Origin of the sequence: Croceicoccus hydrothermalis, assembly GCF_022378335.1 — a bacterium.
GTDB classification, from domain to species: domain Bacteria; phylum Pseudomonadota; class Alphaproteobacteria; order Sphingomonadales; family Sphingomonadaceae; genus Croceicoccus; species Croceicoccus hydrothermalis.
The window spans coordinates 55,041-79,752 of the sequence record NZ_JAIQCI010000009.1; the positions used below are offsets into that span (position 1 = coordinate 55,041).

The 24,712-nt window shown below is 62.7% G+C and carries 27 protein-coding genes; 21 read left to right on the top strand and 6 right to left on the bottom strand.

Annotation, left to right across the window (positions count from 1 at the left end):
• The first annotated feature begins 229 nt into the window (after positions 1 to 229).
• Genes ribB through K4G67_RS08405 form a run of 3 tightly spaced genes read left to right on the top strand, consistent with a single transcriptional unit; the run spans position 230 to position 2,332 of the window.
• The gene (gene ribB, locus K4G67_RS08395) at positions 230 to 1,525 is read left to right on the top strand and encodes a 3,4-dihydroxy-2-butanone-4-phosphate synthase (RefSeq protein WP_239805938.1); all 1,296 of its coding nucleotides are present in this window, start codon (positions 230 to 232) and stop codon (positions 1,523 to 1,525) included.
• A 19-nt stretch (positions 1,526 to 1,544) separates the two neighbouring features.
• Positions 1,545 to 1,967: a 6,7-dimethyl-8-ribityllumazine synthase gene (gene ribH, locus K4G67_RS08400; RefSeq protein WP_239805939.1), complete on the top strand. Its 423-nt coding sequence runs from the start codon at positions 1,545 to 1,547 to the stop codon at positions 1,965 to 1,967.
• Positions 1,968 to 2,020: 53 nt separating this feature from the next.
• A complete protein-coding gene (locus tag K4G67_RS08405; RefSeq protein ID WP_239805940.1) occupies positions 2,021 to 2,332 on the top strand; it encodes a hypothetical protein in 312 nt (103 codons plus the stop codon).
• An 11-nt stretch (positions 2,333 to 2,343) separates the two neighbouring features.
• On the opposite strand, the gene K4G67_RS08410 is transcribed toward K4G67_RS08405, so the two are convergent.
• Positions 2,344 to 4,389, bottom strand: a complete 2,046-nt coding sequence (locus K4G67_RS08410; protein WP_239805941.1) for a M13 family metallopeptidase — start codon at positions 4,387 to 4,389, stop codon at positions 2,344 to 2,346.
• A 170-nt stretch (positions 4,390 to 4,559) separates the two neighbouring features.
• Complete coding sequence (eno, locus tag K4G67_RS08415) at positions 4,560 to 5,846, bottom strand: phosphopyruvate hydratase (RefSeq protein WP_239805942.1); 1,287 nt, start codon at positions 5,844 to 5,846, stop codon at positions 4,560 to 4,562.
• A gap of 278 nt (positions 5,847 to 6,124) precedes the next feature.
• Between eno and K4G67_RS08420 the strand changes: the two genes are divergently transcribed.
• The 5 genes from K4G67_RS08420 to K4G67_RS08440 all read left to right on the top strand — a co-directional run bounded on the left by K4G67_RS08420 (position 6,125) and on the right by K4G67_RS08440 (position 8,505).
• Positions 6,125 to 6,691, top strand: coding sequence for a hypothetical protein (locus tag K4G67_RS08420; RefSeq protein WP_239805943.1), 567 nt, complete (start codon positions 6,125 to 6,127; stop codon positions 6,689 to 6,691).
• Between the two features lie 88 nt (positions 6,692 to 6,779).
• Positions 6,780 to 7,211 (top strand): phage holin family protein, encoded by a 432-nt coding sequence (locus K4G67_RS08425; RefSeq protein ID WP_239805944.1) that lies wholly within the window; start codon positions 6,780 to 6,782, stop codon positions 7,209 to 7,211.
• Positions 7,211 to 7,528 carry a hypothetical protein gene (locus K4G67_RS08430; protein WP_239805945.1) on the top strand — a complete coding sequence of 106 codons (318 nt, stop codon included), beginning with the start codon at positions 7,211 to 7,213 and terminating at the stop codon, positions 7,526 to 7,528. The genes K4G67_RS08425 and K4G67_RS08430 overlap by 1 nt, the downstream gene beginning before the upstream one ends.
• Before the next feature lie 41 nt (positions 7,529 to 7,569).
• Complete coding sequence (locus tag K4G67_RS08435) at positions 7,570 to 8,109, top strand: hypothetical protein (protein WP_239805946.1); 540 nt, start codon at positions 7,570 to 7,572, stop codon at positions 8,107 to 8,109.
• A 150-nt stretch (positions 8,110 to 8,259) separates the two neighbouring features.
• Positions 8,260 to 8,505 (top strand): DUF4170 domain-containing protein, encoded by a 246-nt coding sequence (locus tag K4G67_RS08440; RefSeq protein ID WP_239805947.1) that lies wholly within the window; start codon positions 8,260 to 8,262, stop codon positions 8,503 to 8,505.
• Between the two features lie 58 nt (positions 8,506 to 8,563).
• Here K4G67_RS08440 and greA read toward each other — a convergent pair whose 3' ends face one another.
• Both greA and carB read right to left on the bottom strand, forming a co-directional pair.
• The gene (greA, locus tag K4G67_RS08445) at positions 8,564 to 9,037 is read right to left on the bottom strand and encodes a transcription elongation factor GreA (protein WP_239805948.1); all 474 of its coding nucleotides are present in this window, start codon (positions 9,035 to 9,037) and stop codon (positions 8,564 to 8,566) included.
• A 97-nt stretch (positions 9,038 to 9,134) separates the two neighbouring features.
• Positions 9,135 to 12,476, bottom strand: a complete 3,342-nt coding sequence (gene carB / locus K4G67_RS08450; RefSeq protein WP_239805949.1) for a carbamoyl-phosphate synthase large subunit — start codon at positions 12,474 to 12,476, stop codon at positions 9,135 to 9,137.
• Between the two features lie 44 nt (positions 12,477 to 12,520).
• On the opposite strand from carB, the gene K4G67_RS08455 reads away from it, so the two are divergent.
• The gene (locus tag K4G67_RS08455) at positions 12,521 to 12,880 is read left to right on the top strand and encodes a hypothetical protein (protein WP_239805950.1); all 360 of its coding nucleotides are present in this window, start codon (positions 12,521 to 12,523) and stop codon (positions 12,878 to 12,880) included.
• A gap of 3 nt (positions 12,881 to 12,883) precedes the next feature.
• Here K4G67_RS08455 and carA read toward each other — a convergent pair whose 3' ends face one another.
• Positions 12,884 to 14,068 carry a glutamine-hydrolyzing carbamoyl-phosphate synthase small subunit gene (carA, locus tag K4G67_RS08460; protein WP_239805951.1) on the bottom strand — a complete coding sequence of 395 codons (1,185 nt, stop codon included), beginning with the start codon at positions 14,066 to 14,068 and terminating at the stop codon, positions 12,884 to 12,886.
• A 152-nt stretch (positions 14,069 to 14,220) separates the two neighbouring features.
• Here carA and K4G67_RS08465 point away from each other — a divergent pair, with 152 nt between their 5' ends.
• The 10 genes from K4G67_RS08465 (at position 14,221) to K4G67_RS08510 (ending at position 23,223) form a co-directional block, all read left to right on the top strand.
• Positions 14,221 to 14,682 carry a GatB/YqeY domain-containing protein gene (locus K4G67_RS08465; RefSeq protein ID WP_239805952.1) on the top strand — a complete coding sequence of 154 codons (462 nt, stop codon included), beginning with the start codon at positions 14,221 to 14,223 and terminating at the stop codon, positions 14,680 to 14,682.
• Positions 14,682 to 15,356, top strand: coding sequence for a hypothetical protein (locus K4G67_RS08470; protein ID WP_239805953.1), 675 nt, complete (start codon positions 14,682 to 14,684; stop codon positions 15,354 to 15,356). The genes K4G67_RS08465 and K4G67_RS08470 overlap by 1 nt, the downstream gene beginning before the upstream one ends.
• An 82-nt stretch (positions 15,357 to 15,438) precedes the next feature.
• Entirely contained in the window at positions 15,439 to 17,367 is a 1,929-nt protein-coding gene (gene dnaG / locus K4G67_RS08475; RefSeq protein ID WP_239805954.1) for a DNA primase, read from the top strand.
• Positions 17,360 to 19,378, top strand: coding sequence for an RNA polymerase sigma factor RpoD (gene rpoD / locus K4G67_RS08480; RefSeq protein WP_239805955.1), 2,019 nt, complete (start codon positions 17,360 to 17,362; stop codon positions 19,376 to 19,378). The genes dnaG and rpoD overlap by 8 nt, the downstream gene beginning before the upstream one ends.
• A gap of 83 nt (positions 19,379 to 19,461) precedes the next feature.
• Positions 19,462 to 19,977 carry a DUF2059 domain-containing protein gene (locus K4G67_RS08485; RefSeq protein WP_239805956.1) on the top strand — a complete coding sequence of 172 codons (516 nt, stop codon included), beginning with the start codon at positions 19,462 to 19,464 and terminating at the stop codon, positions 19,975 to 19,977.
• Between the two features lie 104 nt (positions 19,978 to 20,081).
• Positions 20,082 to 20,519, top strand: a complete 438-nt coding sequence (gene rpiB, locus K4G67_RS08490) for a ribose 5-phosphate isomerase B (protein ID WP_239805957.1) — start codon at positions 20,082 to 20,084, stop codon at positions 20,517 to 20,519.
• Between the two features lie 36 nt (positions 20,520 to 20,555).
• Positions 20,556 to 21,851, top strand: coding sequence for a serine hydroxymethyltransferase (gene glyA / locus K4G67_RS08495; protein WP_239805958.1), 1,296 nt, complete (start codon positions 20,556 to 20,558; stop codon positions 21,849 to 21,851).
• Positions 21,848 to 22,036 (top strand): hypothetical protein, encoded by a 189-nt coding sequence (locus K4G67_RS08500; protein WP_239805959.1) that lies wholly within the window; start codon positions 21,848 to 21,850, stop codon positions 22,034 to 22,036. Before glyA ends, K4G67_RS08500 begins: the two co-directional genes overlap by 4 nt.
• Complete coding sequence (gene nrdR / locus K4G67_RS08505) at positions 22,037 to 22,501, top strand: transcriptional regulator NrdR (RefSeq protein WP_239805960.1); 465 nt, start codon at positions 22,037 to 22,039, stop codon at positions 22,499 to 22,501.
• Positions 22,498 to 23,223, top strand: a complete 726-nt coding sequence (locus K4G67_RS08510) for an RNA methyltransferase (protein WP_239805961.1) — start codon at positions 22,498 to 22,500, stop codon at positions 23,221 to 23,223. Before nrdR ends, K4G67_RS08510 begins: the two co-directional genes overlap by 4 nt.
• A gap of 9 nt (positions 23,224 to 23,232) precedes the next feature.
• Here K4G67_RS08510 and K4G67_RS08515 read toward each other — a convergent pair whose 3' ends face one another.
• Positions 23,233 to 23,547, bottom strand: a complete 315-nt coding sequence (locus tag K4G67_RS08515) for a chorismate mutase (RefSeq protein ID WP_239805991.1) — start codon at positions 23,545 to 23,547, stop codon at positions 23,233 to 23,235.
• A 198-nt stretch (positions 23,548 to 23,745) separates the two neighbouring features.
• Between K4G67_RS08515 and rpsD the strand changes: the two genes are divergently transcribed.
• Entirely contained in the window at positions 23,746 to 24,360 is a 615-nt protein-coding gene (rpsD, locus tag K4G67_RS08520; protein WP_239805962.1) for a 30S ribosomal protein S4, read from the top strand.
• 144 nt (positions 24,361 to 24,504) lie between these two features.
• Complete coding sequence (locus tag K4G67_RS08525) at positions 24,505 to 24,696, top strand: hypothetical protein (RefSeq protein ID WP_239805963.1); 192 nt, start codon at positions 24,505 to 24,507, stop codon at positions 24,694 to 24,696.
• The last annotated feature ends 16 nt before the right edge of the window (positions 24,697 to 24,712 follow it).

Consider the following 24,712-nt stretch of genomic DNA (forward strand, 5'->3'; position numbering starts at 1 on the left):
TTTCTTCTTGTCAATCTGCGGTTAATATAGTGGTCCAAATAATGGAGGTGTTTATGGACTACCAAGAACGCGGTGGCGGCATTTGGGAATGGTTTTTCGGCGAATATTGGTTCTAAAGCCATTCCCGATCGTTGAACGGGGCCTTGTGGTAAGCGGGGCCCCGTTCTCATAACATCGCGGTGTTGCATTATGGCTTGCAATCACATTCGAGTGTGATATTGCGCCGACCATGCAGAATATAGCAACTCCATCGGTCAAGGACCGTGTCCGTCAAATCGTTTCCAGCGGCAGCATGTCGCGCGCCGCGCTTGCAAGAGCGGCCGGATTGCACGCCAATTCCCTGCGCGATTGCAATGAGGCGAACTGGAACCCCACTTCGGACACGCTGGCAAAACTCGAAAATTTCCTGGATTCGAACGACGATCGTCCCGTTCTTGCAAGCCCGGAAGAAATTATCGACGAAGCCCGCAACGGTAGGATGTTCGTACTCGTCGACGATGAGGATCGCGAGAACGAAGGCGATCTCGTCATTCCTGCGCAAATGGCCACTCCGCAGGCAATCAACTTCATGGCGTCGCACGGGCGTGGACTAATCTGCCTCGCTCTCGCCAAGACGCGCGTCGAACAGCTCGGCCTTGAACTCATGAGCCGGAACAATCGCACACGCCACGAAACGGCGTTCACGACCTCCATCGAAGCGCGCGAAGGCGTCACCACCGGGATCAGCGCCGCCGATCGCGCCCGCACCATCAGCGTGGCAATCGATTCCGCCAAAACCGCGGATGACATCGTCACGCCCGGCCACGTCTTCCCGCTTATCGCGCGTGACGGTGGCGTGCTCGTGCGCGCGGGCCATACCGAGGCTGCGGTCGATATCGCGCGTCTTGCGGGGCTGAACCCGTCGGGCGTCATTTGCGAGATCATGAAGGACGATGGCACGATGGCGCGAATGGACGACCTCGTCGAATTCGCCCGCACGCATAATCTGAAGATCGGCACGATTCGCGACCTCATTGCCTATCGCCGCGAACATGACCATCTGGTCGAGAAGCGGGCCGAAACCCGGTTTCGAAGCCAGTGGGGCGGCGACTGGACCGCCATGGCGTTCTTCAACAAGGCCACGGGCGAGGAAACGCTGGCACTTTGCCTGGGTCATCTTGCCAAGGACAGCCCGACGCTGGTCCGGATGCACGCGCTAGACCTGTTCCCCGATGTTTTCGCGGATGACACCCCGCGTGCGGGCATTCTGCAACGCGCGATGCAGGCCATTGCGGAAGAAGGCGCAGGCGTCATCGTCGTCATCAATCGCAAATCGCCGGATCTTTTGTCCCGTAGCATGGCGCTGCGCGACGCGCCCAAGTTGGACGATATGGACGAATTGCGCGACTATGGCGTCGGAGCACAGATCCTGACCGAGCTCGGGGTGCAGGAAATGATCCTGCTCACCAATTCGCATCATTCGCTTGTCGCGCTCGAAGGTTACGGCCTGACCGTGGTCGGCGAACGCCCCATCCCTGACGCCTGAACCAGACTGGACACAGACAATGGCACGATTTCTGATTGTCGAAGCGCGCTTCTACGACGAATTCAACGATCTGTTGATCAGCGGCGCGCGTCAGATGCTCGAACAGGCGGGGCACGAGGTCGAGGTGCTCACCGTTCCGGGCGCCCTTGAGATACCCGGCGCGATCGCGCTCGCGGTCGAGGGCGGCGGTTATGATGGTTTCGTCGCGATCGGCGTGGTGATCCGCGGCGAAACCTATCATTTCGAGATCGTCGCGGGCGAAAGCGCACGTGCGATCATGGCGCTGACCATGGACGGGATCGCGATCGGCAACGGCATACTGACCGTCGAAAACGACCAACAGGCACGCGTCCGGGCCGACCCCGCGCAGAAGGACAAGGGCGGCGAGGCGGCACGCGCCGCGGTCGCGCTATACGATCTTCGCACCCGTTTCACCGGATGACCGGAACCGCACGACGAACGAGGCGTCATTGATCCCATGAAGGACATGACGCCTTGATCACCACGATACTGGAATGGTTCGGCGCGCTCGGCACGATCGCGGCCGCCGCGCTTATCGCCTCCGATCTGGGCCGGCGCGTGACGGGATGGGCCTTTGTCCTGTTCACCGTCGTATCGGTGGCGTGGATCGGGGCCGGAATGCTCGGCAATAATACGCCGATCGCGCTGCAGAATGTCGTGATGTTCTTCGTTAATGGCTGGGGCGTGTGGCAATATTTGCTCAACCCGAAGAAGAAGCGCGAGATCGAGCGCACCGAGGAGCTCGAACAACAGGCACACGAAGAGGTCGAGAACGGCGACGCCTGAGGCCCCGCCGCTCACCAGATCGTGATGCGATCCTCCGGCGGAAGATAGAGCGCGTCGCCCTCCTCCACATCGAAAGCGCGATACCATGCATCGAGATTGCGCACGGTCGCGGCCCGATACCGGCCGGGCGCATGGGCATCGGTGGCAAGCTGCGCCCGCAATTTGGCGTCGCGTGTTTTCGTGGCCCAAGCCTGCGCATAGGCGATGAAGAACCGCTGATCCCCGGTAAATCCCTCGATCACCGGGGGCTCCTTACCCCGCAATGAGGCGCGATACGCATCATATGCGGCGGCAAGTCCCGCAAGATCCGCAATATTTTCACCCAGCGTAAGCCGGCCGTCGACCGCCGCATCCGCGAACGGGCGATAGCGCGAATATTGTTCGGCGAGGTCCTGCCCCCTGCGGCGAAACTCCTCCGCGTCCGCCGCACCCCACCAATTGCGCATGCGGCCGTCGGCATCGAAGGCCGCGCCGTTATTGTCGAAGCTATGGCTGATTTCATGGCCGATGATCGCACCGATCGCGCCGTAATTTGCGGCCGGGTCGGCCTCCGGATCGTAGAACGGACGTTGCAATATGCCCGCCGGAAAGTTCAATGCATTCTGAACCGGCAGGTTGAGCGCGTTGACCACGTGCGGCGACAGCCACCATTCGCTGCGGTCGAGCGGTTTGCCAATCTTCGCCAAGGCGCGGCGATAGGCCGCCCGCTCCGCCGCGACAGTCATGCCATAGGCCGATTTGCCCGTCAGTTGCAGCCCGTCATACCGGTCGTAACGGTCGGGGTAGCCGATCCCGACCTCGATGCCCTTCACCTTCTTCAACGCCTCGCGCCGGGTCGCGGGGTCGAGCCAGTCGAGCGCACCGACCCTTTGCGCAAAGGCGCGCTTGACCCGTGCGACCATGATCTCGATATCGCGGCGCTGATTGGCGGAGAAGTTGCGCTCCACATACAGGCGGCCCAGCGCATCGCCGAAATTTTCGCCAAGTGCCTTGATCGCGAGCGTTTCGCGCGACGGCTGCGTGTCGAGCCCGCCGAGCACCCGACCGTAGAAATCGAAATGCGCCCGGCCGATCGGCGATGGCAGCACGTTCGCATACTGGCTGAGCCTGTGAAAGCGCAGCCAATCCTTCCACACGTCGAGCGGCTGGCTCGCGACCAGCGCGGAAATTCCGGCTATGGCGTCCGCGTGATAGGCGGCAAAGCGGTCCTGCTCGGCGAGCGATGCCGCACCGAAGAAGGCATCCCAATCGATACCGGGCGCCTTTTCTTCGAAATCGCCGCGCGACCATAGCGTGGAGGATCGCGTAAAATCCTCGCTCTGTTCGCGGGGTACATGCGCGCGTGCGATCGCGGTTTCAAGCGCGATAATATCGTCCGCGCGCGCATATCCGTCCTTCACACCGACGGTGCCGAACATGCGCGCGATATAGTCGCGATATTCGCCGCGGATACGAACCATGTCGCGGCTGTCGGACAGATAATAATCGCGCGAGGGAAGGCCTAACCCGCCCTGAAGCACATAGGGCACGACGTTTTCTTCGGTCAGCGCGCGGGTCACGAACAGGCCGAAAAGGTTTTCGGTATGAAAATCCATCGCGTTCAGCGGATCGACATCGGCGCGCATCTGCCGGCCCAGAACGCGCGACAGGTCCGCGACGTCATCGATCGCGGCATAACGACGAAAATCGTCGCGCATGGGGCGAAGTCCGCGCCGGTTGATCGCGCGCTGATCCATGAAAGCGGTGTAGTAGCGGGCGATCATGCCCTCCGGCGTATCGTCGTCCTGCGGCGTGCCGGCCACTTCTTCGACCAGCATGCGGAGCCGTTCCTCGGCCCGTTCCTGCGCGATGAGAAACGACCCGGTCGAGGACCGATCCGCCGGAATCTGCGTCGCGTTCAGCCAGTTGCCGTTGGCATACAGAAAGAAATCGTCGCCCGGATCGACCGATTTGTCGATCGCCTCGATATCGATGCCCACGCCCGTCCCCTGAATCGGGGAAACCTGCTCGCTCACGTCCGGGGCGCAGGCGGTCACCGCCGCAACCGAGCCGGTCACCAGAAGCAGAGGCAGAACGAGGTTACGATAGGGCAATTATGGGTCCGAAAACGATATGTGGCAAAAATGGGGCGCTCCACCTCTAGGGAAGAGCGCCCCATATCGCAATCGGCCCGGTGCCTGTTTCGCGCCGAAACCGCCGTTTTTCGTAACGAGGGATTATCGCGGCATCACCCCGCGAGACGCCCGAATGCCGCGCGGCCAGGATACCATGCACTCGCGCCGAGCTCTTCCTCGATCCGAATCAGCTGGTTATACTTGGCAAGCCGGTCGGAACGGGCGAGCGAGCCTGTCTTGATCTGTCCGCAATTGGTCGCCACGGCGAGATCGGCGATGGTGCTGTCCTCGGTCTCGCCCGAACGATGGCTCATCACCGCGGTGTATCCGGCGCGCTGCGCAATCGTGACAGCCTCCAGCGTTTCGGTGAGCGTCCCGATCTGATTGACCTTTACCAGAAGCGAGTTGGCCAGCCCCTTGCCGATGCCCATGGTCAGACGCTCCGGATTGGTCACGAAAAGGTCGTCACCGACAAGCTGGACCCGGTCGCCGACCTTGTCGGTGAGCGCCTTCCACCCGTCGAGATCGTCCTCACCCATGCCATCCTCGATCGAGAGGATCGGATAGGCCTCGCACAGTTTTGCCAGGTAATCGGCCATTTCGGCCCCGTCGAGGGAAAGCCCCTCGCCCGAAATCTCATACTTTCCGTCGCGGTAGAATTCGGTCGCCGCGCAATCGAGCGCGATGGCGACATCCTCGCCCGGCTTGAAGCCCGCCTTCTCGACCGACTGCATGATGAAATCGAGCGCGTCGCGCGTGCCCGCAAGGTTGGGGGCAAAGCCGCCCTCGTCGCCCACCGCGGTCGAAAGCCCCTTTTCCGACAGGCCTTTTTTCAGCGTGTGAAAGATTTCCGCGCCCCATCGCACCGCCTCGCTCAGCGTGTCGGCGCCGACGGGCATGACCATGAATTCCTGAAAATCGATGGGGTTGTCGGCATGTTCGCCGCCATTGATGATATTCATCATGGGCACCGGAAGCGTGTGCGCCGAAACCCCGCCGACATAGGAATAAAGCGGCAGGCCGCGCGCCGCCGCCGCCGCCTTCGCGACAGCGAGGCTGACGCCAAGCATGGCATTCGCGCCGAGCCGCCCCTTGTTCGCCGTGCCGTCGAGGTCGATCATGGCGAGGTCGATGTCGCGCTGATCCTCCGCGTCGAGGCCCATGATGAGGTCGGCGATTTCGCCGTTCACGCCATCGACGGCCTTCGTGACGCCCTTGCCCATGTAGCGATCCTTGTCGCCATCGCGCAGTTCGACAGCCTCGTGCGCGCCGGTCGACGCGCCGGAGGGGACCGCCGCCCGCCCCATCGAACCATCTTCGAGAAGGACGTCGACCTCGACCGTGGGGTTGCCCCGGCTGTCGAGAATTTCACGCGCATGGATGTCGATAATGGCGGTCATGGCTCAATCGTTCCTTCTGTCTGGCGATACCCGGCACGGGCCGGTTGGCGACCATCGGCAAGATATTGGAAAAGCGTCGCAGGCAATATGCTTACGTCTCTATCCGTAAAGCGCCCTAATTCCCGGAACCTTGACTGGCAACAGCCGTTAATGCGGCAACAAGCGCGGGAGAATAGCGCTCCCCCCGTGCACGATTGAAAGAACCGCCGGAAATATTGCGCATCCGGCCACAAGACCGCCCGAACGCCGGGGCGAACAACGAAGGGATTACAATTATCATGGCAGACCCCATCAGCACCGAACCGACCGCAACCACCACCCCGGCCATGGGCGCGACCACCGCGACCGACCGCGAAACGCTGGGCGTCGATCACAAGACGGAGGCGAAGTCGCGCTTCTCCAACGCGCTGAACGAAGCGAAGGCGGGTGCCGCCGCGCTAAAGGCCGAGGCGTTCGATCGCGGCAATCAGTACAAGGAACGCGCCAACGAAAAGGGCGGCCAGTTCAAGGGCGACGCCGCCGCCTATGGCGATCAGGCAAAGGCCAAGGCCAACGATTATGCCTATCAGGGCAAGGCGAAGGCCAGCGAAGGCCTGACCTCGCTCAGCCGCATGATCAACGAAAACGCCGCGACTCTCGATGAAAAGCTCGGCCCGAAATATGGCGATTATGCCCGTTCCGCCTCGCGCACTCTCGAAGAGCAGGCCGCCAAGCTTGATTCCAAGAGCATCGAGGAGCTGACCGAGGATACGCGCACCTATATCCGGTCCAACCCCGGCACCGCCGTCGGCATCGCTGCCGCGACCGGTTACATGCTTGCTCGCCTTTTCCGTTCGGGCAAGTGATCGCCTCGACATCGAAAACGATGATCCGATCGACGGGCGCCATTTCGGCCCGCGATAATCTCCAGGCGATCGAAACGGGGCCGCTGGCATGACACAAAGCTATACCGACGCAGGCGATCCGCGGGTGAACCCCGCGGACCCCTACGATACCCATATCGAAACCGATCCGGCGGCCGAACGCTCGCTGCTCGATGACGTTCGCGCGCTCATCGACGATGGCAAGATGGTGGCCGAGGCGGAACTCGATTTTCAGAAGAAGCGCGTCGCCTATGGCGCCGGACAGGCTGGAGGTATCGTCGGCAGGTTCGGTGCGGCGGCGGTCGTTGCGCTGTTGGCCGGTATTGGCTTTACGGTCGGGCTCATCATCGCGCTGGGCACGCTCATCACGATCTGGGGCTCCACCGCCGTTGTGACACTGGTCTATCTGCTCGTGGCTTTGGGCCTGGCGAAGTCCGGTCAGAAGCGGCTCCGCCATGTGCAGACCGTCATTTCCACCACCGACCGGACGGAGAGCCGTTAATGCCTGTCACAGAAAGCGAAGTCCTGGAGGCGAAACGGCTGCGCGGCGCCGCCCATACCGTGTTCGACACGCAAAAGGCGCTCGTGCAAGCCGATCTCGACGCAGCCGGCGTCGGCACGCGGATCAAGAACCGCCTCACCGAAGAAGGCAGGCACCTGTCGGACAAGGCGAGCGAAACGGCATCCGAACATCCCCAGGCGGTCAAGGCCGGCGCGGCCGCGCTCGTTGCGTGGTTCGTGGGACGGCCGGTGCTCGGTGCCATGATCGGCGGTATCGCCGGCCTGTTCGGGTTCGGATCGGACGACGAGGACTATTGATCCCGCGCGAGGCCATACCCCCCAATTACAAGGAATTTTTCATGCAGAACCAAGCCAATACGGAGCTTTATCCCGAACCCGAAACCAAGCCGACCCTGTCCGACCGCGTGTCCGCGGCGCAGGATCGGATCGCCGAAAGCACCGCCCCTGCGCGCAGCAGGGCCGGCGACGCGGCGGTTGCCACGAAGGATTTCGTGAGCGAACACCCGTTCATCGCGGTCGCGGGCGCGCTCGCGGTCGGCGCAATCATCGCGGTGTCCCTGCCCGGCCGTCCGGGCCGCAAGGTCCGTGGTTCGGTCATGGCCGCGGGCGGCACGATTGCCGAACTGGCCGCGACCTATGGCGCGCAATTGCTCGAAATGGCAGAGGACGCCAGCAATGCGAGTCAGGAAAAGCTCGAGGAAATCGGCGACAGCATCGCCGAGGCGACGAGCGCCCTTACCGGAAGCGCGCGGATCGCGGGCGAAAGCGCCATCGACAGCGCATCGCGCGCGGGTGAGCGGACCGCCGACACGCTGGAACGCGCGGCCCATTCCACCATGCGCGAGGGCCGCACCCTTGTCTCTCGTCTGCGCCGCTGATTGCGTAACGTCGAAAAACCGGCTTTGGGGCAAGGCTTGCAAGTCTTGCGCCGAAGCCGTTTTCGTTTACCGCACGCAAGCGAACTGCGAGGAACGACGCGCGGTCGCTTCTCGTCAACAATATTCCGCAGCATAAGGTAGCAACGCGCGATGGGACAGAAATTGCATCTCGTTCTGGGCGGCCGGGTCAAGGACCCGCGCGGCATCGAATTCGAGGATCTCGAGCAGGTCGATCTGGTCGGTGTCTACCCCGATTTCGACAGCGCCGAGAACGCCTGGCGTAGCGCGGCGCAGCGCACGGTGGACGATGCCGAAATGAAATATGTGATCGTGCATCTTCATCGCCTGCTGGAGCCGCATCTCGCCGATCATGAAAAGATTGCCGACCCCGAATAAGAAAAAGGCCCCGGATCGCGCGATCCGGGGCCTTTTTCCATGTCCTATCCGGCATGGTTCAGATGAATTCGATCTTGTCGATGAGGTAGAACCTTTCACCCGACGGCACGGTGACCTCGATTTCCTCGCCAACCTTCTTTCCGATCAACGCACGGCCCATCGGACTGGAATAGCTGATGCGGCCTTTTTTCGCATCGGCCTCCGTCTGTCCGACGATCTGATAGCGGATCGGTTTGTCATCCTCGTCCAGCATGCTGACGGTTGCGCCAAACACGACCTTGTCGCCGGAAAGCGTGGCGGGGTCGATGATCTGTGCACGGCTGACGCGATCCTCAAGATCGGCAATGCTCGCCTCGACCTGTCCCTGACGCTCCTTCGCCGCGTGATATTCGGCGTTTTCGGACAGGTCGCCATGCGCACGCGCCTCTTCGATGGCGTCCACGATCCGGGGGCGTTCCTCGCGCAGCGCCTTCAGATCCGCCGTCAGCTTTTCGTAGCCCTCGGCCAGCATGGGGACTTTTTCGACGGCCATTTTGAAACCAATCCTTACTCTTGTGGGACAGGAAAACCGGCCGCCTTGCCAGATGGAAGGCGACCGGTTTGCCCGCTAAATGCGATGTGTCGTCAATTCATCCGCTATAATAGGACTGAAGCGATCGTACTTCAAGCTTTCCGCCGCGTTGTGCGATGATCGCATCGGCGGCGGCCACACATGCCGCCGCGGTGGTATAGGAGGGCACGCGCTCTTCCAGCGCGGCGGTGCGGATCGACTTGCTGTCCTTCAGGCTTTGCCAACCCTCGGTCGTGTTGAAGATGAGCGCCACATCGCCATCCACGATCCGGTCGACGATATGCGGACGGCCTTCCGCGACCTTGTTCACGATATCGACGGCAATGCCGTTTTCGGACAGGAAGCGCGCGGTCCCGGAGGTGGCGATGACATCGAAACCATTGTCGGAAAGCTTGCGCACCGCGGGCAGGATCGTCTGCTTGTCCGTCGACTTCACCGATACGAACAGGATGCCCTTTTCCGGAAGGCTCGCGCCCGCCCCGAACTGCGACTTGATGAAGGCGGCGGTGAAGTCGGCATCGATCCCCATGACCTCGCCCGTGGATTTCATTTCCGGCGACAATACGGGGTCCGTGCCGGGGAAACGGGCAAACGGGAACACGGCCTCCTTCACCGCGACATGGTCGACATGCCGGTCGATAACCGGAAGATCGGCGAGCCTTTCGCCCGCCATCACGCGCGCGGCGATCTTTGCGATCGGCTGCCCGATGGCCTTCGCGACGAAAGGTACGGTCCGGCTCGCACGCGGGTTCACCTCGATCAGGTAGACCTCCCCGTCCTTCACCGCGAACTGAATGTTCATCAGCCCGACGACTTTCAACGCATGGGCGAGTGCCTCGGCCTGACGCTCCATCTCCGCGATGACCGTGGCGGGCAGGCTGTAGGGTGGGAGCGAGCAGGCGCTGTCGCCCGAATGCACGCCCGCTTCTTCGATATGCTGCATCACGCCGGCAACGACAACGTCGGTCCCGTCGCAGATCGCATCCACATCGCATTCGATCGCATCGCGCAGATACTGGTCGATCAGAACCGGCTGATCGCCCGACACGTGCACGGCGGTTTCCATGTACTGATCGAGCTGCGCCTCGCTATCCACGATTTCCATCGCGCGCCCGCCAAGAACATAGGACGGGCGGATGAGCACGGGAAAGCCGATGCGCGCCGCGATCGCCCGCGCCTCTTCCTGACTGCGCGCCATGCCGTTCGCCGGCTGCTTCAGCCCCAGCTTGTTGACGAGCGCGGAAAACCGCTCCCGGCTTTCGGCAAGGTCGATGGCGTCCGGCGAAGTGCCGAGGATGGGAATGCCCGCATCCTCCAATGCCTGCGCGAGTTTAAGCGGCGTCTGCCCGCCGAACTGTACGATCACACCATGCAGCGTGCCACGCGACCGCTCCACATCGAGAATCTCAAGCACATCCTCCGCCGTCAGCGGTTCGAAATAGAGCCGGTCGGAGGTGTCGTAATCGGTGCTGACCGTTTCCGGGTTGCAATTGATCATGATCGTTTCGTAACCGACCCCGCCCTTGTCCGCATCGCCGAGCGCGAAACAGGCGTGGCAGCAGCAATAGTCGAACTCGATCCCCTGACCGATCCGGTTCGGACCGCCGCCAAGGATCACGACCTTCTTCGCGTCGGTGGGGTCAGCTTCGTTCTCCGCCTCCCCGAACAATGGCTGTTCATAGGTGGAGTACATGTAGGGCGTGATCGCCTCGAACTCCGCGGCGCAGCTGTCGATACGCTTGAAGACCGGCCGCACGCCGAGCTTGTGGCGCAATTCGCGGATCTCGTCTTCAGACGTGCCGCCCGCCATCGCCTTGATCGCATCGTGCAGCAGGCCGGACCGCTTCGCCTGTGTCTCCGCCATGCCGCCCGCCACGCCAATGCTGCGCACGGCAAGCGTCGAGAGCCGCTTGTCCGAAAAGCCCATCGCCTTGAGCCGGAGCAGACCCTCGCGCGTGCGGGGCACACCTTCCTTCAGGATGATGCTTTCCTCGGCGATGATCTGGTGAATGTGGCGCAGGAACCATTTGTCATATTTCGTGACGGCATGGACCTCGTCCACGCTCAGCCCCTCGCGAAACGCCTGCGCCGTGACGACCAGCCGTTCGGGCCGCGCAACCGACAAGGCCTCGACGATCCGATCCTTTGTCGCCCCTTCGAGTTCCTCGATCCGGTTGAAACCGTCCAGCCCGATCTCCAGACCGCGCAGCGCCTTCTGCATCGATTCCTTGAAATTGCGGCCGATCGCCATGACTTCGCCCACTGATTTCATCGCGGTGGAGAGGCGATTGTCGGCGCCCTTGAACTTTTCGAAGGCAAAGCGCGGGATCTTCGTCACGACGTAATCGATCGTCGGCTCGAAACTCGCCGGAGTGGCGCCCGTGATCTCGTTCGTAATCTCGTCCAGCGTATAGCCCACCGCCAGCTTCGCGGCGACGCGCGCGATCGGAAAGCCCGTTGCCTTGGACGCCAGCGCCGACGACCGCGACACGCGCGGGTTCATCTCGATCACGATGAGGCGGCCATCGTCCGGGTTGACGGCGAATTGCACGTTCGAACCGCCGGTTTCCACGCCAATCTCGCGCAGCACCGCGATGCTGGCGTTGCGCATGATCTGATATTCCTTGTCGGTCAGCGTCAACGCGGGCGCCACGGTAATGGAATCGCCGGTGTGCACGCCCATCGGATCGACGTTTTCGATGGAACAGATGATGATGCAATTGTCGTTCCGGTCGCGGACGACTTCCATCTCGTATTCTTTCCAGCCGAGCAGCGATTCCTCGATCAGAACTTCGGTCTTGGGGCTGGCCTCCAGCCCCTCGCGCACGATCTTCTCGAACTCTGCGCGGTTATACGCAATGCCGCCGCCCGTGCCGCCCAGCGTAAAGCTCGGCCGGATGATCGAGGGCAGGCCCGTGCGTTCCAGCACGGCGAGCGCGTCCTCCATCGAATGGGCGATGCCCGAGCGTGCGCTTTCGAGGCCAATCTTGTCCATCGCCTCGCGGAAACGCTGGCGGTTTTCGGCCTTGTCGATGGCGTCGGCATCGGCGCCGATCATCTGCACGCCATATTTGTCGAGCACCCCCGTTTCGGCCAGCGTCAGCGCGCAGTTCAGCGCGGTCTGCCCGCCCATGGTCGGCAGGACGGCATCGGGCCGCTCCTTCGCGATCACCTTCTCGACAAATTCGGGCGTGATCGGCTCGACATAGGTGGCGTCGGCCATTTCCGGGTCGGTCATGATCGTGGCCGGATTGGAATTGACGAGGATGACGCGGTAGCCCTCCTCCTTCAAAGCCTTGATCGCCTGCGTGCCCGAGTAGTCGAACTCGCAAGCCTGCCCGATAATGATCGGCCCCGCGCCAATGACGAGGATGGATGAGATGTCAGTGCGTTTGGGCATAATTAAGGCTATTAACCTCCGATAATCGCAAGAGGAGCTTTTGGATGGATATCATCAGGAGAATAGAAGCCGTTGCAACCTCGGGCACGGAGATACCCAAGCCCGAGGCAAAAACTCGTTTTTGGGTAAAAGGCTGGGGCCGGAGGCGGGGCGAACGTGCTTTGATCTACCTTATCCCTAACAACCGCGGCGGACGACCATATGAAGAAGGCGTCACCGAATCCGAATTAATCAGAGCCTATGAACAGCTCTTTCGTACAGGTTCGTTCACAAAGTCTTTGTTCAATTCTGAACTACCCGGAGCTGCGAAAGAGGGTGGCTGTAACTTCACCACCATCGGAGGGGTCTTTCGCCTTGTTGGGGAAGCCAGACATGCAACGCGTGGTATCTATTCAAAGATCTGACCCTCACCCCAACTCACCCACGAACCTCTCGAACAGGTAGAAACTGTCCTGCGGTCCCGGCGAAGCCTCTGGGTGATACTGCACTCCGAACGCCTTCTTGCCGCGGATCGAAATCCCGCAATTGGTCCCGTCGAAAAGCGAGCGGTGCGTTTCCACCACTCCATCGGGCAGCGTGTCGCCATCGACCGCAAAGCCGTGGTTCATGCTGGTAATCTCGACCAACCCTTGGGTGTCGCCCCAGGTTTCGCCGACGCGCTGCACCGGGTGGTTGGCGCCGCGGTGCCCCTGATGCATCTTGGTCGTCTTCGCACCGGCGGCCAGCGCCAGCATCTGATGCCCCAGACATATGCCGAAGATCGGCACGTCGCGATCGAGCAATGCGCGGATCACCGGCACCGCATATTCGCCCGTCGCCGCCGGATCGCCCGGCCCGTTCGACAGGAACACGCCATCGGGTTCGAGCGCCATGATCTCATCCGCCGTGGCGCGTGCCGGGACCACGGTCACCCGCGCCCCTGCCCGCACCAGATTGCGGAAAATGTTGTCCTTCGCCCCGAAGTCCATGGCGACAACATGCGGGCGCGCCTCGTCCGCCGCGGCGCCATAACCGGTGCCCAGTTCCCACACGTCGCCGGTCCAGCTTTCCTGCACCTCGCGGCTCGCGGGTCCGGCAAGGTCCAGTCCTTCGAGCCCCTGCCACCCCTGCACCCGGGCAAGCAGCGCGGGAATGTCGAAATTGCCATCGGGATCGTGCGCGATCGCGACATTGGGCGCCCCCTGCACGCGGATGCGGCGGGTCAGCGCGCGCGTGTCCAGCCCGGCGATGCCGATCTTTCCATTCTCCCGCATCCAGGCGGGAAAGTCGCCCATGCTGCGAAAATTGGACGGGTCGGTGACATCCTCGCGCACGACGCATCCGACCGCGCTATCCACCGCGCCCTCGACATCCTCCGCATTCGATCCGACATTGCCGATATGCGGGAAGGTGAAGCACACCACCTGCGCGGCATAGGAGGGATCGGTCATCACCTCCTGATACCCGGTCATGGCGGTGTTGAAACACATCTCGCCAACCGCGTGGCCGGTCGCGCCAAAGCCCCTGCCCCACGCCACATGACCATCCGCGAAAACCAGAGCGGCGGTCGCTCCCTTTGGTTGTGGCGCATGCGTAGTTGCGGCGTCGGCCATGTGTGGGCGCTCCGTTCTTGTCCAGTGGTTCGGCGATGTTCGCTAAGGCCCAGCGGCTAGCCTCGCGCGGGGCGGCGGTCAAGCTAGGAACGCGACGTTTTTACCGCTACCGACGCGGTTCAACCAATCTCCTATACGAATGGACATGGCACATGCTGCGCGACACGATCAAATCCGCCCAGATTCAGGCAATGAAGGACAAGGACAAGGAACGGCTGGCCGCGGTCCGCCTGATTCTCGCCAAGATCAAGGACCGCGACATCGAGATGCGCGCTGGGAACGCATCGGGCCAGCCGGCCGATGACGATGCCATGGTGATCGAGGTGCTTCAGAAAATGGCGAAGCAGCGCAAGGAATCGATCGCGATGTATAATGAGGGCGGCCGCACCGAACTCGCACAGGCGGAACAGGGCGAGCTCGCCGTGATTGAGGAATTCCTGCCGCAGCAGATGAACGAGGCGGAAACGAAGGGCGCGATCGAAAAGATCAAAACCGACACCGGCGCCACCGGGATGAAGGACATGGGCAAGGTCATGGCGGAATTGAAAGCGCGGCACGGCGCGGTCCTCGACATGAGCAACGCCAGCCGCCTGGTAAAGGAAAGCCTGGCCTGATGATGGGGCGGATTGCAGAAACGCCGCGCCTCGTCGCGATGGGCGCATTGACCGTCGTGCTCGGCGCGTGTTCGCAGGGCGAACCGGCTCGGCAAGAAACCGTTGCCGAGCAGGTGATCGACGATGCCGAGCCGGAAGATGGCGAGCTTCTCCATACCGAAGATTTCGCGCGAAGCATGATTGGCCCCCGCATTCAGGGTCCGCGCGGGCCGATGATACGGTCCAGCTTCGAAGGGCCGGACGGAACCACGGGCACGATCGAATCCTTCGTCGCCTGTCCGATCGAGACCAGCGGAACCGCCTGCAACCCGGCCGAACTGCCCGAAACCACGATCTTCACCTATGTAATGCGCGTGACCCCGGACGAACGGGCGAGCGCGTTTCGCACCGCCGTCCCCGTCTTCGGCTATGCGGGCGTGGCCGGGTTCGCGGAAGCCGAGGCACAGGCCGCGCTCGGCGGCGATGCACGGCTCGAGGTTCGCTGCGTCAATGGCGGGCTGTTCTATTCCGTGGTCGGCGGTGAGGGTTGGCGCGCAGGGTCGCCGATCACGTTCTTCTGGCAGGGCACGCTGCCGCCCGCCGGTCCGGCGCAGGCCTATCAGCTTATCGCCGGCGGCAGGATCGGCACGGCCGAGGGCCCCGCCCCCGCACAACAGGCGACGGGCGGCTGCTGAATCGGCGAACGTCGGCGGAGCCGCGAGGGGGCGTCGCAAGCGCGGCTTGATTTCGGCGCTTCATCCGCGCAGGGAGGCGGCCATGGCGCTTTCCCCGCAATGGCTGGACGAATTGCGATCGCGGATCACGCTTTCCGCGGTCGTCAACCGGACCACGCGCCTGCAGAAGGCGGGGCACGAGTTCAAGGCGTGCTGCCCCTTCCACAACGAAAATACGCCCAGTTTCTACGTCAATGACGCAAAAGGGTTCTACCATTGCTTTGGCTGCGGTGCGCATGGCGATGCCATCCGCTGGCTTACGGATCAGCGCGGCCTGCCCTTTATCGACGCGGTCAAGGAGCTGGCGAGCGAGGCGGGCCTTGAAATGCCCGCCCCCGATCCCCGCGCGGCGCAGGCGGCCGAACAGCGCGCCACGCTGCACGACGTGCTCGCCGAGGCGCAGGCGTGGATGGTCCGCAATCTTGCCTCCGACATGGGGCACATGGCGCGGCAATACCTTGGCCAGCGGGGCTTTTCGGAAAAAGCGGTGCGCGAATTCGGGTTCGGCTATGCACCCGATTCGCGCGGCGCGATAAAGGAAGCGCTGTCGGGCTTTCCGACCGAAATGCTGGTCGAGGCGGGCCTGCTCATCGATGTCGAGAACAAGCCCCCCTATGACCGGTTTCGCGGGCGGCTCATGCTCCCGATTCAGGATCGCCGGGGACGCGTCGTCGGCTTTGGCGGGCGGATACTCGATACCGCTATCAAGGCGCCGAAATACCTCAATTCGCCCGAAACGCCGGTCTTCGACAAGGGCCGCACGCTCTATAACCTCCACCGTGCCGCACCTGCGTCGCGGCAGGCGAACCGGATCGTCGTCGTCGAAGGGTACATGGATGTCGTCGCACTCGCCGATGCGGGAATTGCGGATGCCGTGGCCCCGATGGGCACCGCGCTGACCGATGCGCAGCTGGAGATATTGTGGCGGCTCGTTCCCGTGCCAGTGCTGTGTTTCGATGGCGATGCGGCGGGGCAACGCGCGGCGATGCGGGCGATATCGCGGGCGCTTCCGATGCTGCGCCCGGGACACAGCCTTCGGATCTGTACCCTGCCCGAAGGCATGGACCCCGACGATCTCATCCGCCGCGACGGCGCCGGTGCGTTTGCCGAACTTCTCAAACAAGGCGAGGGGCTGGCCGAGATCATCTGGCGCCACGAACGCGCCGCCGCGCCGCTTTCGACGCCGGAGGACAAGGCGGGTTTGAAGAGCCGCCTGCTCGCCCATGTCGACACCATCGCGGACAGTGACATACGCTCGCTCTATCGCCGCGAACTGCTCGATCGCTACGGGGCGTTCGCCTTTCCCCGGCGCGAACGGGGCCAGGGTTTCGTGCGGCCACCGGCGGGAAATCGCGGTTTCGACCGGCGGCCCGCGATTGCTCCACCCTCAGCTAGTATCAAGGCCAACACTCTACGCGCAGCCGCAGGTCGTCTCACAGCCGCGATCCTCGTCGGATTGATGCGCCATCCCGAATGCCTGGACCATTATGCCGAGCGGCTCGCCCGGCTTCATCCCGACAATCCGCAGCATGCTGCCTTGCTGGACGCGATGCTCTCGCTTGTCGATGAGAGCATGGCCAATGACGGGACAGGGCGCAGAAAACCGCTTGAAACAAATGATATTGCGGCCATATTGCAAGCACGTGGACTGGCCCTGCCCGACAGGGAGACGATCGGCGGCATGCGATTTGCCTTCTTGACCGATCGAACAACGCCGGCCGAAGCCACGCAAGAACTGGCGGAAGCCATCGGACTGCTGGTCGAAAAACCGGCGATCGAGGCGGCGCTGGCCGACGCGACCGCGCGTTTCGCAGAAGATCCGCAGGGAGCTTTTGTGGAGCAGCAGCGTTTGCTTAACAGAAAACTGGAATTCGAACGCCGTCTTGTGCAAATGGCAGCCTCGCGAGGGACACCATCCGCAAATGTCGCGGACGATACGGCAGGAAAGAGCAGAACGACCGAACATGGCTGACAAGGGCGAAACCGGCGATGCGCCGCTCATCGATCTGAACGAAGGCGCGATCAAGAAGCTGATCGCGCGTGCCAAGAAGCGCGGCATCATCACCTATGACGAACTGAACGAGGCGCTGCCCCAGGATCAGATGTCGTCCGAGCAGATCGAGGATGTGATGTCCGCGATCAGCGAGATGGGTGTCAATATCGTGGAAAGCGACGACGATTCCGAAGGCGACGGCGATTCGGACGGTTCGGATGCGGGCGGCGTCGATGAAATTGCCGACGATGCCGCGGATGCGAAGGATCCCAAGACCGAGCATCAGGCCCCGGCCAAGAAGAAAGAGACGAACGAGCGGACCGACGATCCGGTCCGCATGTATCTGCGCGAAATGGGCGCGGTCGAACTGCTCAGCCGCGAGGGCGAGATCGCCATCGCCAAGCGAATCGAGGCGGGCCGCGACATGATGATCATGGGCCTGTGTCAGAGCCCGATCACCTTCCACGCGATCATCCACTGGTCCGAAGCGCTCAATAACGAAGAAATGCAGCTTCGCGAGATTCTCGATCTCGACGCGATGCTGTCGAAGGAGCCGGCGCCCGAAAACCTCGAGAACGAGGATGACGGCAAGGACGGCGAAATCAGCGAGGAAACCGCCGGCCCGTCGTTCAAAGACGACGATGACGACGACGACGACAGCGATTCCGAAGATGGCGAGGACGGCGAAAAGTCGAAGCGCGACGACGAGGAGGAAGAGGACAACACGCTCTCCCTCGCGCAGATGGAAGCCGCGCTCAAACCCGATGCAATCGAACGTTTTGCCCGGATCACGACGCTGTTCCGGCAGTTCGAGACATTGCAGACCGACCGGATGGAATCGCTGGCCCGCGGCGACAGCTTTCCCGAGGCGCGCGAGACGCAATATGAGAACCTGTCGGACGAGCTCACGGCCGAGGTCGAGAGCATGCAGTTCCACGCGACGAAGATCGAGTTTCTCGTCGACAATCTCTATGCCTTCAACCGCCGTCTGACCGCGCTTGGCGGGCAGATGCTTCGCCTTGCCGAACGGCACAAGGTGAAGCGCGCCGACTTCCTCAAGGAATATATCGGCAAGGAACTGGACGAAAACTGGCTCTCCGAAATGGCGGGCAAGGACAAGAAATGGGCCGCCTTCGCCGAGAAGGAGGCCGATTCGGTCGAGCGTATCCGCATCGAGATTTCGGACATCGCGGCACAGACCGGCATGAGCCTGCCCGAATTCCGCCGCATTGTGAACATGGTGCAGAAGGCGGAGCGCGAGGCACGGATCGCGAAGAAGGAAATGGTTGAGGCGAACCTGCGCCTCGTGATTTCCATCGCCAAGAAATACACCAATCGCGGGCTGCAATTCCTCGACCTCATTCAGGAAGGCAATATCGGCCTGATGAAGGCGGTCGACAAGTTCGAATACCGCCGCGGTTACAAGTTCAGCACCTATGCGACATGGTGGATTCGTCAGGCCATCACGCGGTCCATCGCCGATCAGGCGCGCACGATCCGCATCCCGGTCCACATGATCGAGACGATCAACAAGCTGGTCCGTACGAGCCGGCAGTTCCTGCACGATCAGGGCCGCGAACCCACGCCGGAGGAGATGGCCGAAAAGCTGTCCATGCCGCTTGAAAAGGTTCGCAAGGTGATGAAGATCGCCAAGGAACCGATCAGCCTCGAAACGCCGATCGGCGACGAGGAGGATTCGCATCTTGGCGATTTCATCGAGGACAAGAACGCGATCATTCCGGTCGATGCCGCAATTCAGGCCAATCTGAAGGAAACGGTCACCCGCGTCCTCGCCAGCCTGACCCCGCGTGAGGAACGCGTTTTGCGCATGCGGTTCGGCATCGGCATGAACACCGACCATACGCTGGAGGAGGTCGGGCAGCAGTTTTCCGTCACGCGCGAACGTATTCGCCAGATCGAAGCGAAGGCGCTGCGCAAGCTCAAGCATCCAAGCCGCAGCCGCAAGATGCGCAGCTTCCTTGACCAGTAGGCCCGCCTGATCCAAGCCCCTCTCCGACCGTTCGGAGAGGGGTTTTTTGCATGATGTCCAACATGATTCGCATGGGATTTCCCATGGCCGCCATGATCGGTGCGCTCTTCGCCGCGCCGGCCCACGCGGATGAACAAAGCGCGCTCGCCCTCGCCCGGCAGATTGTTGCCGACGCCTATCCGGAGGAAGAGCGGGCCGCAATGTTCGGCGGTGCCGCCGATGCCGCGGTGGCGCAGATGATGAGCGCCGTAGGCGCAGATGTCCCGCCCGGCGTGCGCGCCATCGTGGAGGAGGAAACGAACCGTTTTCTCGCCGATAGCAAGGACGTGCTGGCGCGGCACATACCCGCGCTCATGGATTCATATGCGATCGCCTATCGCGACGAGTTCACCGAAGCGGAATTGCGCGACATTGCCGATTTCGTCAAAACACCGACCGGTTCGACCTTTCTCACGCGGTCGGTGAAGATGATCGGCAATCCCGCATTTGCCGCCGCGAACCAGGCCTATATGGCTGAAATCATGGCCATGATGCCCGAACTGCGCCAACGCGTTGAGACGCGGGTGGTCGCCTATCTGAAGACGCAGGACGCGGAATGAGCCGCGGTTTCGGTCGATAAATCGCCGCTGCCATGCGCCAAGGGGGTGGCGCATCGCGGGATCGCGCCCTATGGGCGGGCGCATCTGTTGCAGGAGCTTCTCTCATGCTTATCGCCATCGCCTCCGACCATGCCGCCGTCGCGTTGAAGGCGGAATTGCGCGACTGGCTGATCGAGCAGGGGCACGAGGTCGCCGATCTCGGCCCTGAAACCGACGCGCGTGTCGATTACCCCGATTACGGCTACGCCCTCGCCTCCGTAATCGCCGATGGCACCGCGCAATTCGGCGTGGCGCTGTGCGGCTCCGGCATTGGTATTTCCATGGCGGTGAACCGGAACGCCGCGTGCCGCTGCGCACTGGTATCCGAACCGCTTTCGGCCGCGCTGGCCCGCGAACACAATGATGCGAACTGTATCGCCATGGGTGCGCGGCTGACCGGCCCGGACATGGCGAAAGCCTGCCTCGACGCCTTTCTCTCGACCGAATTCGGCGGGGGCCGCCATGCGGGCCGCGTCGACAAGCTCTCCAATCCTTCCTGCTGAACCGCCGATCCCTCTCGTTGCAACGGACCTGATGCCATGACCACCCAAACCGCGATCCGCGCCCCCGGCTTCTTCACCGACGACCTTGCCAGCACCGATGCCGCCGTGGCCGACGCCATCGGCGCCGAGTTGAATCGCGAGCAGAAGCAGATCGAGCTGATCGCGTCGGAAAACATCGTGTCGAAGGCGGTGCTGGAGGCGCAGGGCTCGGTCCTCACCAACAAATATGCCGAGGGCTATCCCGGCAAGCGTTATTACCAGGGTTGCGGCCCGTCCGATGCTGTCGAAACGCTGGCCATCGATCGGGCAAAACAGCTGTTCGGATGCGACTATGCCAACGTACAGCCGCATTCGGGCGCGCAGGCGAACGGCGCGGTCATGCTCGCCTGTGTGAAACCGGGCGACACGATCCTGGGCATGAGCCTAGACGCGGGCGGGCATTTGACGCATGGTGCGCGCGCCGCGATGTCAGGAAAATGGTTCAACGCGGTGCAATATGGCGTGCGCAAGGACGACCATCTCATCGATTATGACGAGGTAGAGCGCCTCGCGACGGAGCATCAGCCCAAGCTGATCATCGCGGGCGGAAGCGCCTATCCCCGCATCATCGATTTTGCCCGCATGCGCGAAATCGCGGACAAGGTCGGCGCGATCCTGCATGTCGACATGGCGCATTTTGCAGGGCTGGTCGCGGCCGGTGCCCACCCCTCCCCCTTCCCCCACGCGCATGTCGCGACGACCACCACGCACAAGACATTGCGCGGTCCGCGCGGCGGCATGATCCTGACCAATGACGAGAAGCTGGCGAAGAAGCTCAATTCCGCCGTGTTTCCCGGCCTTCAGGGCGGGCCGCTCATGCATGTCATCGCCGCGAAGGCCGTGGCGTTCGGCGAAGCGCTGCGCCCCGAATTCAAGGATTACGCCGCGCGCGTGATCGAGAATGCCCGCACGCTTGCCACCACGTTGAAGGAACGTGGCGCCGAAATCGTGTCGGGCGGCACTGATACGCATGTCGTGCTGGTCGATCTGACCCCGCTCGGCGTGACGGGCAAGGATGCGGACGAGGCGCTGGAACGCGCCGGCATTACCTGTAACAAGAACGGCATTCCGTTCGATCCGCTTCCGCCGGTCAAGACGAGCGGCATTCGCGTCGGCACGCCGGCGGGCACCACGCGCGGTTTCGGTCCGGAGGAGTTCCGCGAGATCGGCAACATGCTTGCCGATGTGCTCGACGGATTGCGCGCGAAGGGTGAGGACGGCGACGCCGATGTGGAACGCAATGTCCGCGAACGCGTCGAAGCCTTGTGCGATCGATTCCCGATCTACGCATGAGGACCGATGATATGAACGATTACGACAAACGCCCGAACGAAGGCATGACGCCGGAAACCAAGACCGCTTTGAAATGGGGTGCGATCGGCGCCTTGATCGCCATTCCGGTGCCGTTCGTCGGCCCGCTTATCGGCGGCGTCGTGGGTGGCGGCCTCGGCTATGCGAAGGCAAAAGGAAAGATCTGATTGCGCTGCCCATTTTGCGCCAATGACAACAGCCAGGTAAAGGACAGCCGCCCGACCGAGGATAACACCGCGATCCGGCGGCGGCGCCAATGCGAAGGCTGCGGCGCCCGCTTTACCACGTTCGAGCGCATACAGCTTCGCGAGATCACCGTGCTCAAGAGCGGTGATCGCCGCGAGGCGTTCGACCGGGCGAAGATCGAACATGCCGTATCGCTCGCCTGTCGCAAGCGCGACATCGCGCAGGAGCGCATCGATCAACTGGTGTCCGGGGTGCAGCGGCAGGTGGAAACCCGCGGCGAGCCGGAAATCGACGCGGCGGCAATCGGCGAAATGGTGATGGAAGGCCTTCGTCAGCTCGACCCTGTTGCCTATATCCGTTTCGCCAGCGTCTATCGCGATTTCAGCGAAGCCCGCGATTTCGAACAATTCGCCAGTGCGGTAACCGGCGCGGCGGCAAAACCATGACCGCCCCCGTCATCGTGCTCGTGCGGCCGCAACTGGGCGAAAACATCGGCAAGGCGGCGCGCGCCATGCTGAATTTCGGTCTGGTCGAAATGCGGCTCGTCGCCCCCCGCGACGGATGGCCCAACCCTTCGGCCGGGCCGGCGGCGGCGGGCGCGGATGTCGTGCTCGAACGCGCGCGAGTGTTCGACACGGTGGCGGATGCGGTGGCCGATTGCGAGCATGTCCATGCAACGACCGTGCGAAAGCGCGGCGTCACGAAGCCCGTCCTCACTCCGGAAGCCGCCGCCGATGCGATGATCCGCGACGATGGGCGACACGCCATCCTGTTCGGGCCGGAACGGTCGGGCCTCGAAACCGACGACGTCGCGCTTGCCCGCACGATTGTGACGGTGCCGATCAATCCGGAGTTTGGTTCGCTGAACCTCGCGCAGGCGGTCATCCTCCTGTCCTACGAATGGTCGAAGGCGGCGGGACGCGAGCGCCCCCTCGCCCAACCGACGCAGGAGGACACCCTGCCTCCCGCTCCGCAGGCCGAGCTTGAGGGGATGATCGGGCAGCTTGAAACCATGCTGGAGCCCAAAGGCTATTTCCTGCCGCCAAGCCGCGCGACCGCGACGCGGCGGACCCTGCGCACGATGCTGACCAAGCCTGGCTGGAATGCGCTGGAGGTGCGGGCGATGCGCGGGGTGCTCTCGGCGCTGGAGCGGAGCCCGCGCGACTGATCCGGGCGTCTATCCGCCGCGGCGCGCGTCCCAGTGGCGCATTTCATATGCGATCGACGTTTCGACCATGTCCTCCCACATGCGGGCGACGAAATCGGCGGGTATCTCGTGATTCTCCGCCTCGGCGATGGCGGCGTCGATTACCGCACGCTTGCGCGGTTCGTCGCGCACCGCGTCGCGCGTCGGCTTGATCCGGGAGGCTGCGCGCATATAGGCAAAGCGTTCTGCGAGAAGCGCGACGATGCGCCGGTCGGTGTCATCGACGCCGGCGCGCACCTCTTCCATGGTGGTGCATTGGCTGGCGGGTATTGTCGTATCGGTCATGCCCCACGTCTGCCTGTACCGCGCGCCATTGTCGAGACGCTTGACGCCGCGGCGCATATCTGCGATGGGCGCGCCACGCAAAATGGCTCCGCACCCCGGTGAAGCGGCAGCCACGGCGGGCATTGCGGCCCGCCGGAGCGATACCGGGTTGAAGCGCCGCCATTCCGGGCGGCGATTGCATTTTTGAAAGGACATGTCATGTCGAAGCGCAAGAGCGCCAAGCACAAGCTCGATCGCCGGATGGGCGAAAACATCTGGGGTCGTCCCAATTCCCCGGTGAACAAGCGTTCCTACGGCCCCGGTCAGCACGGCCAGCGCCGCAAGAGCAAGGTCAGCGATTTCGGCCTGCAGCTTCGCGCGAAGCAGAAGCTCAAGGGCTATTACGGCGACGTCACCGAGAAGCAGTTCAAGAGCACCTATCAGGAAGCCGCGCGCATCAAGGGCGATACCAGCCAGAACCTCATCGGCCTGCTCGAGCAGCGTCTCGACATGATCGTCTATCGTGCGAAATTCGCGCCGACGATCTTCGCCGCGCGTCAGATCGTCAACCACGGCCACATCAAGGTCAATGGCGTGAAGTGCAACATCCCCTCGCGCCGTTGCTTCGTCGGCGACGTGATCTCGCTCGGCGACAAGGCGAAGGAAATGGCGCTCGTCATCGAGGCGCAGAGCCTGCCCGAGCGTGAAATTCCCGATTACGTGTCAGTCGACGGCGACGACAAGGTGACCTTCACCCGCGTGCCGACCCTCGACGAGGTGCCCTATCCGGTGAAGATGGAGCCCAATCTGGTGGTCGAGTTCTACTCGCGCTGATCGGTGTTTCCGACACGCTACGAACGATGGAAAGGGCGGGTTATTCCCGCCCTTTTTCATGGGCGGCGTACGCCTGCTATGCCCTTATGTTTCAATGTGTTTCGCCGGGAACCGTCTGCGATGTTTGCGCATTGTTCCGCTACTATGGAATATCGCTTCATCACTCCGAACAAGACCGGCAAATGGTATCCGACCCTTGCCATTGCACAGCGTCACGCCTGTTCGATCGGCGCCGGCTATCTCAACGACGGCAGCGGCGAATTCTTCCAATATTGCGAAACGAGGCTGGAGATGCGCGAGGTCGAACCGGCGGCCGCAACGTCGATTGCCGCATGACCGCGCGAACCGGCTG

Coding starts and splice junctions, on each gene's coding strand:
- ribB (WP_239805938.1), top strand. CDS start 230: ATGCAGAATATAGCAACTCCATCGGTCAAGGACCGTGTCCGTCAAATC.
- ribH (WP_239805939.1), top strand. CDS start 1,545: ATGGCACGATTTCTGATTGTCGAAGCGCGCTTCTACGACGAATTCAAC.
- eno (WP_239805942.1), bottom strand. CDS start 5,846: ATGACCGCCATTATCGACATCCATGCGCGTGAAATTCTCGACAGCCGG.
- K4G67_RS08420 (WP_239805943.1), top strand. CDS start 6,125: ATGGCAGACCCCATCAGCACCGAACCGACCGCAACCACCACCCCGGCC.
- K4G67_RS08425 (WP_239805944.1), top strand. CDS start 6,780: ATGACACAAAGCTATACCGACGCAGGCGATCCGCGGGTGAACCCCGCG.
- K4G67_RS08430 (WP_239805945.1), top strand. CDS start 7,211: ATGCCTGTCACAGAAAGCGAAGTCCTGGAGGCGAAACGGCTGCGCGGC.
- K4G67_RS08435 (WP_239805946.1), top strand. CDS start 7,570: ATGCAGAACCAAGCCAATACGGAGCTTTATCCCGAACCCGAAACCAAG.
- K4G67_RS08440 (WP_239805947.1), top strand. CDS start 8,260: ATGGGACAGAAATTGCATCTCGTTCTGGGCGGCCGGGTCAAGGACCCG.
- greA (WP_239805948.1), bottom strand. CDS start 9,037: ATGGCCGTCGAAAAAGTCCCCATGCTGGCCGAGGGCTACGAAAAGCTG.
- carB (WP_239805949.1), bottom strand. CDS start 12,476: ATGCCCAAACGCACTGACATCTCATCCATCCTCGTCATTGGCGCGGGG.
- K4G67_RS08455 (WP_239805950.1), top strand. CDS start 12,521: ATGGATATCATCAGGAGAATAGAAGCCGTTGCAACCTCGGGCACGGAG.
- carA (WP_239805951.1), bottom strand. CDS start 14,068: ATGGCCGACGCCGCAACTACGCATGCGCCACAACCAAAGGGAGCGACC.
- K4G67_RS08465 (WP_239805952.1), top strand. CDS start 14,221: ATGCTGCGCGACACGATCAAATCCGCCCAGATTCAGGCAATGAAGGAC.
- K4G67_RS08470 (WP_239805953.1), top strand. CDS start 14,682: ATGATGGGGCGGATTGCAGAAACGCCGCGCCTCGTCGCGATGGGCGCA.
- dnaG (WP_239805954.1), top strand. CDS start 15,439: ATGGCGCTTTCCCCGCAATGGCTGGACGAATTGCGATCGCGGATCACG.
- rpoD (WP_239805955.1), top strand. CDS start 17,360: ATGGCTGACAAGGGCGAAACCGGCGATGCGCCGCTCATCGATCTGAAC.
- K4G67_RS08485 (WP_239805956.1), top strand. CDS start 19,462: ATGGCCGCCATGATCGGTGCGCTCTTCGCCGCGCCGGCCCACGCGGAT.
- rpiB (WP_239805957.1), top strand. CDS start 20,082: ATGCTTATCGCCATCGCCTCCGACCATGCCGCCGTCGCGTTGAAGGCG.
- glyA (WP_239805958.1), top strand. CDS start 20,556: ATGACCACCCAAACCGCGATCCGCGCCCCCGGCTTCTTCACCGACGAC.
- K4G67_RS08500 (WP_239805959.1), top strand. CDS start 21,848: ATGAGGACCGATGATATGAACGATTACGACAAACGCCCGAACGAAGGC.
- K4G67_RS08510 (WP_239805961.1), top strand. CDS start 22,498: ATGACCGCCCCCGTCATCGTGCTCGTGCGGCCGCAACTGGGCGAAAAC.
- K4G67_RS08515 (WP_239805991.1), bottom strand. CDS start 23,547: ATGACCGATACGACAATACCCGCCAGCCAATGCACCACCATGGAAGAG.
- rpsD (WP_239805962.1), top strand. CDS start 23,746: ATGTCGAAGCGCAAGAGCGCCAAGCACAAGCTCGATCGCCGGATGGGC.
- K4G67_RS08525 (WP_239805963.1), top strand. CDS start 24,505: ATGGAATATCGCTTCATCACTCCGAACAAGACCGGCAAATGGTATCCG.